We start from the raw sequence: 8,655 nt of genomic DNA on the forward strand, positions 1-8,655 counted from the left end.
GGCAGCGTCTTGGCAGCTTCTTCCAGGAACGGCCGCAGGTAGCGGATGTTCAGGTCAGCGAACGAGGTCTCTTCGTTGATGGCCCAGACCTCGTCGCGGGAGAGCTTCTGCTGGTCCTCGAGCCGCTCGATGATCTCGTTCACCCGGTCCACCGGGGACCAGTTGCCGTTGCCGGTGTTGAAGCCCGCGGCGGACTGGTTGTTCCAGTTGACGATGTAGCCCTGCTTGGGGTTGTAGACCTTGGGGTTCTCCGAGAAGGGGCGGAAGCCCTCCCACTCCATGGAGCCGTCGCCGACCGCGGGCAGCCGCGGATCCTGGCCCTCCGGCCGGACCGGCAGCCTGCCCGGGGAGACGTAGCCGATGTTGCCCTCCTTGTCGGCGTAGTACCAGTTGATCGTGATGCCGACCTTCTCGGCCTGCGCCAGGTACTCGTCCCAGTTCTGGGCCTTCATGATCTTGATCCAGGCCATGAAGGACTGGATTTCAGTGCCGGTCCAGCTGCGCTTCTTCGAGTATGCGGTGTCATTGGCTTCGTCAAAGCTGGTCACGAAGCCGTGGACGGTGGAGTACACCTGGTGCTGCACTGGTTCCTGCCCGGCGACTTCGATGGTCTCGGTACGCACCTGCATCGGCAACCACTCGCCGTCGTACCTGTACTGGTGCGGGTTGTCCGGATTCAGCTGCTCCTGGTAGACGTCGTTGACGTCGAGCGGCCCGGCGGTGGAGCCCCAGCTGATGTGCTTGTTGGTACCGAAGAGGATGGTCGGGTGGGCGAACGGCGTGTTGCCGGTGACGTCGTAGCCGGCCCCGTGCAGTCCGATGCCGTAGACGTAGGACGGGTTGAACCAGGAGAACTGCGGGCCGTTGAGCAGCACTGAGCCCTTGTCCTCCGACTTCTTCTTGCCGACGATCCAGAGATTGCTGGCCTCCGGCTTCAGGTCGGGCCAGTCCCCGCCGCCGAACTGCTCCATCCGGGCGAGCCCGTCATCGGCGAGGTCCAGGCTGGCCTTCGCCAGTTGCGCGGCCTGCGACGGGCTGTCCGTGGCGAGCCGGTTGGGGTGCTTCTTGTCTTCGCGGGGGACCGTGGTGGGTGCCGTGGGATCCTCGAGCCACTGCAGCTGGTCGAAAAGCAGCTGGCCCTTGTCCGCGCCGTGCTCCGCGGTGAGCTGCTGCAGGACCTGCAGGCTGGCGAGTTCGCCGGTGCTGTCCGAGAAGCGGTTGGCCATGGTGCCGACCCAGATCATCGCGACGTCGTAGCCGGTCCATTCGGAGGGCCCGAAGCCGAAGTCGGCGAACTGCTTGGGCAGCAGCTCGCCGGGATTCTCCATCACCTCGGCGATGCGCTGGTTGAACCCGGCGGCGTATCCGTCCAGGATGTCCCGGTCTTCCTGCGGGAGGTCAGCGATCTGCGCCTTGATGGCCTCCGGCTCGAAGGAGGACCGGGAGCGCTTGTCGATCTCCAGGTACTCCGGGCCGAGCACCTCGGCGGAGGTGCCGAGGACGGCGCGCTTGGCCATTTCCAGCTGGAACATCCGGTCTTCGGCGACTGCGTAGCCATAGCCGTAGAACAGGTCGTGGGTGGTGTCGGCGTAAACGTGGGGGACACCGTAGCTGTCCCGTTTGATGCTGATGTCTCCGGCGGCCAGGCTGCGGCCGGAAGTCGCTGGGGTTGCTGTATCCGTGGCGACAGCGCCGCTGGTTAGGCCGGTGACCAGGCCGAGCGACACGGCCAACGCTAGTGCCGCGCGAGCGGACTTTCTCTTCATCGGACTCCTCGTTGAATCAGTTGAATCAAAGGTGGCACTGACAAGTGCCTGGTGTGGGGAGGGCGGCCCAATGCGCCGGTGGTTGTCCTTGCGCAGCGGCCGCCGGTGGCGCTTCGAAGGGGTGTTCCGGGCGCGGGGCTAACCCAGTGTCGCCGTGAAGCCTGCGGTGGGCAAGCGGGAACAGCCATCTTGGCGTAAACAGCCACTTGGCAGCAGTGAGGTCTTGAAAACCGAACGTTAGGTCAGTTAATGTTCGCCCTGTGATGCGCATCGGGCAGCTCGGGTGGCTCGAAGATCCACGGTTCCCGGGGGAGTCCGGCCGGATCGAAGGCTTCGAGGGCCCGTTCCAGCGGACCGGCGGGCAGGCCGAGGGAACGCAGGATCAGGTCCCGGGCACCGCCGGCGTCGAAGCCGGTCAATGCGAGGGCGCTGAGCGTGACGGCGCCGTCGCGCTTGGCGAGGCGGCGGTGGTGGACGTTGAGGACCAGCGGGACATGGGCGTAGTGGGGCTCCGGCAGGCCGAGCAGCGCGGCGAGGTAGGCCTGCCGCGGGGCGGAGCTGAGCAGGTCGTCGCCGCGCACCACCTGGTCGATGCCCTGCGCGGCGTCATCGACGACGACGGCGAGGTTGTAGGCGGGGACGCCGTCGTTGCGGAGCAGGACGAAATCGTCCACGGCGCCGGTGAAGGGGCCGTGCAGCTGGTCGATGACGGTGTATTGGCTGACCGAAGCCTTAAGCCGCAGGGCCGCGGGACGCTCCTGCCGCCGTCGTTCCCGTTCCCCGTCCGTCAGGTCGCGGCAGGTTCCGGGGTACGCGCCCGCGGGTGCGTGCGGGGCGCTCGGGGCGTCGGCAATTTCACGCCGCGTGCAGAAGCATTCGTAGGCCAAGCCAGCTTCGGCCAGCTGCACGATGGCGCGGCGGTAGAGCGGGGTGCGGTCCGTTTGCCGGACCACTTCGGTGTCCCAGTCCAGTCCGACGGCGGCAAGATCGGCCAGTTGCGAGGCTTCGGCTCCGGCGCGGGCCCGGTCCAGGTCTTCGATCCGCAGCAGGAAACGGCGGCCGGTGCTGCGGGCGAAGAGCCAGGCGAGGATGGCCGTGCGCAGGTTCCCCACATGCAGGTCGCCGGACGGGCTGGGAGCGAAGCGGCCGGCGCCGTCGAGGTTCTGTGGCACCCAGCCAGTCTACAAAGCCCTGCTCCACGGCAGATGCGGGACTTTCGGCCCTCCACGATGTTGCTTATCCGTTACATACTGGCGGAACGCGGAAAAGACCGTCAGTGCTCGGGGCAAGCGGTCCTCTGCCGCACGAACTGTGGTCTCACGAATCGTGGTCTTACATTGGAGCAAAGATGCCCTTTTTGACGTCCCCCCGTCCCGAACAACTCACCGGTCCCATCCGCCTTGCCGCACCCCAGCGGCCGTTCTGCGAAGGCTGCGACACCGACGATTTCCTGATTTTCGAAGAGTACGTTCCGTCCCGCGTGCTGCCGGGCGGCCAGGTGCGCCCGGCCGAAACGAGCTACACCTGCATCGAATGCGGCCAGGTCGGCGGCCATTCCGTGCCGGCCGGGTGGGAGCCGCCGGGCTGGTTCTGGTACGCCTGACCACACTGCTTCTCCTTTGGTCCCCGCGGCCCATGGAGGGTCTTGCGGTGCCCGCCGGGGACTGGAAATGTTGATGCTGCGCGACCAGTATCGGATCAGTTCCCACGTCAGGAGTGCACACCATGAATGAGATGTTCAAGCGGCCCTCGTTCGACCTGCGGCGTTCGCCGTTCGAGATGATGGAGCCGCTGCGGCGGATGTTCGAAGGCGAGATGGATGCCAGTTCCATCCGGGTCGAAGAGCTGGTGGACGGAAACACTCTGATCGTCCGTGCCGAGCTTCCCGGGATCGACCCCGAGCAGGATGTGGACATCTCGGTGGCCGAGGAGCACCTGCACATCCACGCCCAGCGGCGCGAGCGGAAGGAAGAACGGGGCAAGGACCGCTACCGGTCGGAGTTCCGGTACGGCTCGTTCTCGCGCAGCATCCAACTGCCCAAGGGCGTGCGCAACGATGACATTTCCGCCACCTACCGGGACGGGGTGCTGGAAGTCCGGGCCCCGCTGCCGCCCCAGACCGAGCAGGAACCGGTCCGCAGGATCCACATCACCCGCGAGTAGCCTGGTTGGCCCAATTAGGTCACGAAACCGGCACTAATTAGCCGGCAGGATCCGGGCCTAAGCTGTCCCTAGGGCCTGGCCCGACCTGGGCCGGGCATGACAGCACGGAGGCAGTGAAATGACTGTGCAAACCAGCGTTGCCGACTGCAGCGTGACCCAGTGTTCCTTCAACGACCATGAGAACTGTTCCGCGCCTGCGATCACCGTAGGCGGCGGCGAGGATCATGCGGCCTGCGCCACGTTCATCGATATCGGTGCCCACGGTGGCCTGCCCAAGGTGCTGGCCACCGTCGGCGCCTGCCAGCGCGCCGAGTGCACGCACAATGACCATCTGCTCTGCCACGCGCCCCAGGTCCATGTCGGCCCGGGGGCGGACAATGCGGACTGCCTGACATACGAGCACCGGCACTAACAGGTCAGGGTGCACCGCACGGACGAGGCAGGCGAGTACTTACGGCAGGAATTTCCCGAGCAGGCCGAGCTGGCGCTCTGGCTACGCTCGGTGCTGCTCGAGGCGGAACCTGACCTCGAGCAGCGGGTCTATCGCGGTTGGCAGGCGGTGGGCTTCCGCCATCCTGATGCCGGCTACGTCTGCGGCATCTTTCCACGTCCGGAGGGCCTGCAACTGCTGTTCGAACACGGTGCGTCACTGCCTGATCCGGAGGGAGTCCTGACGGCCGGCGGCCGTCAGGTGCGGGCCCTTCCCATCGCGGACAGGTCGGCCGACACGGTCGATCTTGTGCAGCGGTTCCTGGCTAGGTCCGTCATCGACGGCCTGGAACGGCGGGCGGGCAGGAAGCCGCGTTCCCGCTGAAGTGGTGCGGTCAGTGCCGTACGTGCCGGCGGTACCAGTCCGATCCGGACACCAGCACGCCGGCGCAGAGCGCGATCACGCCGAGCATGGCCAGCAGCAGCGAGTTCCCGGCCATGCCGACGAACAGCAGCAGCAGTCCGGCCAGCGCCACCAACGCTCCGGCCCCGATGGTGAAGCCGAAGACCCGTACGCCGTTCCCCGAAAGGGATTTGGCGAGCCTCGGATCTTCCTCCTCCAGCTGGCGCCCAAGCTTGGCCAGCCGTTGTTGTTCTTCATCCGATAGGGACATTTTTGCCTCCCAGGGAGCACCGTTGCGCCGTACCTCTAATGTACGCTTCCTGCGCTCCATCGGTGCTGTTTGCCGCCGGCACCTTGCCGCCTTGCCCGGATCGTTATGGGCCGGCTGCCGCGTGCGCATCTGCGTCACGGGACGTTCATACCTTGTCCCCGTCCACCTGACCCGGCAAGATGGGACAACGGCCGGCGCCTGAGGGGCCGGTTGTTGGGGAATCGGGGAATGGGCACCGTGGGGAGGAGGAGCGGCAATCGTGAAGCTGCCAGCGGAGCAGCCTGCCGGCAAGGGAGCCAGGCGGCTGCGGGTGTTCATCCTGGACGACCACGAGGTGGTCCGCAGGGGTCTGCAGGACCTTCTGGAAGGCGAAGGATTCGAAATTGTCGGCCAATCGGGATCGGCCCGGGAGGCCACCAAGATGATCCCCGCGCTGCATCCGGACGTGGCTGTGCTGGATGTGCGGCTCCCGGACGGTACGGGAATCGAGGTCTGCCGGGATGTGCGCTCGATCGATCCAACGTTGCGCTGCCTGATCTTGACCAGTTACGACGACGAGCGGTCCCTGCGCAGCGCGGTGCTCGCCGGAGCAGTGGGTTACGTCCTCAAGCAGATCAGCGGGAACGACCTGGTGGCGGCGCTGCGCCGGGCGGCGGCGGGGGAGACGCTGTTCGATCCGGGCATCGAATCCCGGGTCGTCGAAGGAATGACCAAACCGGGCGCGGTGGATCCGCGGATGGAAGACCTGAGCCCGCAGGAGCAGCGCATCCTGAACCTGATCGGCCAGGGGCTGACCAATAAGCAGATCAGCGAGGAGATGTTCCTGGCCGAGAAGACGGTCAAGAACTACGTCTCCTCGGTGCTGGCCAAACTTGGCTTCGAGCGCCGGACCCAGGCTGCCGTCTACGTGGCACGGCAGGGCGGCGACGGCACCGAGACCGGGCAGCTGCCGGTCCTTTAGGCCAGCGGCACCCGCCAGCGCACCTGCGTTCCCAGGTCGGGACCGCTGGCCAGTTCCATGATGCCGCCGAGCAAGACGGCGCGCTTTTCGATATTGGCCAGGCCGCTGCTGCGGGTATCGCCGTTGATGCCGCTGCCGTTGTCCTCCACCAGCAGTTCCAGGCTGCCGGGCTTCCCTTCCTCCGCCTCCCGGACCGTGACGGCGACATCGATCGAGCTGGCACCGGCGTGCCGGATCGCGTTGCTCAGGGCCTCGGTGAGCACCGCGAGCAGGTGTCCGGCTACCCGCTCCGGCACGGCACCGTCCACGCCGCCATCCATGCGGACCCGGGGGGAGAACGGCATGGATTTCATTGCGTTCTGCACGGTCTGCAGGATCCGGCTGCTCAGCAGATCACCGGAGCCGGCCGGCTTGAGCGAGTAGATCGTATCGCGCAGCTGGCGGATGGTCTCGTCCAGGTCAGCGGCGACGGCGGTGATCCGGTCCTGCACCGCCGTTTCGGTGGTGTAGCGGCGGAGGCTCTGCAGGCTCAGGCCCGCTGCGAAGAGCCGCTGGATGACCACGTCGTGCAGGTCCCGGGCGATGCGGTCGCGGTCCTCGAAGAGCACGAGTTCTTCGCGCAGCCGCTGGCCGTGGGCCGCATCCAGCGCCAACGCGGCATGCGTGCAGAAGATGCCGCTCATCTGCGGGTCGATGCCGGCCAGCGGACCGGCATCGCGTTTCCGGCCCAGGAAGAGCACGCCCTTCGGGCCCTCCTGGGGACACAGCGGGGTCAGCAGCAGCGGCCCCAGGGCCGCGGCGATCTTCGCGCCGAGGAAGCCCGAAGCGTCCTCCAGGACGATCGGTTCCTCCTCGTCCCACAGTTGCGAGAGGAGCGGCGAATGCAAGGCGATGGCCGGCAGGGCGAGCTGGCCGGCCAGTTCGCCGCCGAGCGCGGAGACCCGCAGCCGGGTGCCGTCGTCGGCAGGGAAGCCGACGCCGGCCAGGGCCCAGCCGGGCACGGTCAGCGCCTGCTGCACAATGATGTCGCCCGGGTTGGCGGTCCTGGCCGATACGCCGGAGCCGACTTCCATGGAGGCCTCCAGCCATTGCTCGCGGCGTTCGGACTGCGCGAACAGCCTGGCGTTGGCGACGGCGACGCCGGCCGCGGCAGCCAGCGAAACGACCACTTCCTCGTCGGCCTCGGTAAAGTCCCCGCCGCCTTTTTTCTCCGTGAGGTAGAGGTTGCCCAGGACCTGGCCGGAAACCCGGATCGGGACGCCCAGGAAGGACTTCATCGGAGGGTGGCCGGGCGGGAAGCCGTAGGAGTCCGGGTGCTTGCCCAGCTCATGCATCCGGATCGGCTTGGGGTCCCGGATCAGCAGTCCCAAAACGCCGTGTCCCACAGGCAGCGGCCCGATGCGCTCGATTTCCTCCGGCGTCAGGCCGACCGTAATGAAGCGCTCGAGGATCTGCCCGGTGGCGATCACACCCAGCGCGCCGTACCGCGCGTCCACCAGATTGCACGCCGTCTGGACCACCTGGTCCAGGATGGTTTCCAGGCTGTGGTTCTCCGCGATCGAGACTATGGCGGAGACCAGTTCCTGGATATGGTGCTCGGCGCGGGCCAGGTCACTCGGGTCGTTTACCCTCCACGGCGTCATGGTCAACCTCCTGTGCGCTGCACGGAAGACGGCTTCTCCACGCCACGTAAGCACCGCCGTCGTAGTGGCAGGCTAGCAGAACGCAGCCGGGCAGGACCTTTAGCCCTACTGGCTGAATGGATTCAGCGCGAAGCTGGTTCCGGGCGCGCCCTGGGGAACAGCAGGAGGGGGGCCTGCCGGACCGCCGGTAGAGGGTCAAAGGGGACAGTAACCGGTGCGGGCGCGCCCGATATTTCCTGCCGCTGTGCAAGGCCGCATGGCCTTATTCCTGGCCCGGACGCGGATGGCGCGGCGGAATGATCGGCCCGGGTTCCGGGATCGGCAACGGCCCGGGCGGAGGCGGCGGTTCTTTGCCCGGTTCCGGGCCGGGCAGCGGATTCGGAAAGGGCTCAGGCTCCACGGGTTCCGGTTCGCCCGGCGGGGGCTGCGGCGACGTGGGATCCGGGGTGGGTTCAGGCGGCGGCTGGGGGATGGTCATGGTTACGCCCCTCGACTCTGGCGATGGTCCGGGCAGCTATGTCCGCGTGCTGTCAGGATACGCCGCCGTTTGCGCACCGGACAATGAGCCGGCAGCCGGTTCGCGCAGCTCACTGCGCCACCAGCGGACGGTGGCCGCGGCGGCTTCGGCCAGCGGAGTGGGGGCCAGTCCCAGCGCGGACTGGCTGTCCGCCGACTCCATGACGAATGGCTCCTCGAACTGGTAGAGCATCTCCGCCAGCTCCCGCGCATCGGGCAGGACCGGCGCCAGGCCGCGGATGAGCCAACCCGGCAGCGAAGCCACCTTCGGTACTGCTACGGCGGCCGCTGCGGCGAAGGCCTGCACGAGCTCCCGCTGGGTCAGGGCCGGACCGGTCGGCGCATGCAGCACGGAGTTCCACACCGCCGGCTGCTGCGCGGCGCGGATCATCGCGGCAGCGAGGTCCGGAACGTAGGTGAAGGAATGCGGCACGTCCGGGCTGCCCAGCACGCGGACCGTCCTGCCCGCCAGCACCGCCGGGACCATGCGCTCGCCGGCATGC

At 67.3% G+C, this 8,655-nt stretch carries 9 protein-coding genes and 1 pseudogene; 5 read left to right on the forward strand and 5 right to left on the reverse strand.

What is annotated here, in order from left to right; translation table 11 throughout:
- Both D477_RS17230 and gluQRS read right to left on the reverse strand, forming a co-directional pair.
- A partial coding sequence (locus tag D477_RS17230; RefSeq protein ID WP_043847500.1) for a penicillin acylase family protein occupies window positions 1-1,766 on the reverse strand: 1,766 nt, incomplete at its 3' end.
- A 242-nt stretch (window positions 1,767-2,008) separates the two neighbouring features.
- Window positions 2,009-2,938: a tRNA glutamyl-Q(34) synthetase GluQRS gene (gene gluQRS / locus D477_RS17235; protein ID WP_005272621.1), complete on the reverse strand. Its 930-nt coding sequence runs from the start codon at window positions 2,936-2,938 to the stop codon at window positions 2,009-2,011.
- 176 nt (window positions 2,939-3,114) lie between these two features.
- On the opposite strand from gluQRS, the gene D477_RS17240 reads away from it, so the two are divergent.
- The 4 genes from D477_RS17240 to D477_RS17255 all read left to right on the forward strand — a co-directional run bounded on the left by D477_RS17240 (window position 3,115) and on the right by D477_RS17255 (window position 4,743).
- The gene (locus tag D477_RS17240; RefSeq protein ID WP_005272623.1) at window positions 3,115-3,369 is read left to right on the forward strand and encodes a hypothetical protein; all 255 of its coding nucleotides are present in this window, start codon (window positions 3,115-3,117) and stop codon (window positions 3,367-3,369) included.
- A 122-nt stretch (window positions 3,370-3,491) separates the two neighbouring features.
- On the forward strand, window positions 3,492-3,929 hold the full coding sequence (locus D477_RS17245) for an Hsp20/alpha crystallin family protein (protein WP_005272625.1): 438 nt from the start codon (window positions 3,492-3,494) through the stop codon (window positions 3,927-3,929).
- Window positions 3,930-4,053: 124 nt separating this feature from the next.
- Complete coding sequence (locus tag D477_RS17250; protein ID WP_043847504.1) at window positions 4,054-4,341, forward strand: DUF1540 domain-containing protein; 288 nt, start codon at window positions 4,054-4,056, stop codon at window positions 4,339-4,341.
- 9 nt (window positions 4,342-4,350) lie between these two features.
- Window positions 4,351-4,743, forward strand: a complete 393-nt coding sequence (locus tag D477_RS17255; RefSeq protein WP_005272629.1) for a DUF1801 domain-containing protein — start codon at window positions 4,351-4,353, stop codon at window positions 4,741-4,743.
- Window positions 4,744-4,753: 10 nt separating this feature from the next.
- Here D477_RS17255 and D477_RS22820 read toward each other — a convergent pair whose 3' ends face one another.
- Entirely contained in the window at window positions 4,754-5,032 is a 279-nt protein-coding gene (locus D477_RS22820) for a DUF3040 domain-containing protein (protein WP_005272631.1), read from the reverse strand.
- 259 nt (window positions 5,033-5,291) lie between these two features.
- Between D477_RS22820 and D477_RS17265 the strand changes: the two genes are divergently transcribed.
- Window positions 5,292-5,993, forward strand: coding sequence for a response regulator (locus D477_RS17265; protein ID WP_005272632.1), 702 nt, complete (start codon window positions 5,292-5,294; stop codon window positions 5,991-5,993).
- Here the strand turns inward: D477_RS17265 and D477_RS17270 are convergent.
- Together D477_RS17270 and D477_RS17280 are read right to left on the reverse strand one after the other, a co-directional pair.
- Window positions 5,990-7,636, reverse strand: a complete 1,647-nt coding sequence (locus tag D477_RS17270; protein WP_005272634.1) for a GAF domain-containing sensor histidine kinase — start codon at window positions 7,634-7,636, stop codon at window positions 5,990-5,992. The genes D477_RS17265 and D477_RS17270 overlap by 4 nt on opposite strands.
- Before the next feature lie 514 nt (window positions 7,637-8,150).
- A pseudogene (locus D477_RS17280) lies at window positions 8,151-8,655 on the reverse strand (NAD-dependent epimerase/dehydratase family protein); the annotation flags it as partial.

This window comes from Arthrobacter crystallopoietes BAB-32, assembly GCF_000328305.2.
Lineage (GTDB): Bacteria > Actinomycetota > Actinomycetes > Actinomycetales > Micrococcaceae > Crystallibacter > Crystallibacter crystallopoietes_A.

Excerpts from the sequence above, each read along its gene's own strand:
- D477_RS17240 (WP_005272623.1), top strand. The coding sequence starts at position 3,115 with ATGCCCTTTTTGACGTCCCCCCGTCCCGAACAACTCACCGGTCCCATC.
- D477_RS17245 (WP_005272625.1), top strand. The coding sequence starts at position 3,492 with ATGAATGAGATGTTCAAGCGGCCCTCGTTCGACCTGCGGCGTTCGCCG.
- D477_RS22820 (WP_005272631.1), bottom strand. The coding sequence starts at position 5,032 with ATGTCCCTATCGGATGAAGAACAACAACGGCTGGCCAAGCTTGGGCGC.
- D477_RS17270 (WP_005272634.1), bottom strand. The coding sequence starts at position 7,636 with ATGACGCCGTGGAGGGTAAACGACCCGAGTGACCTGGCCCGCGCCGAG.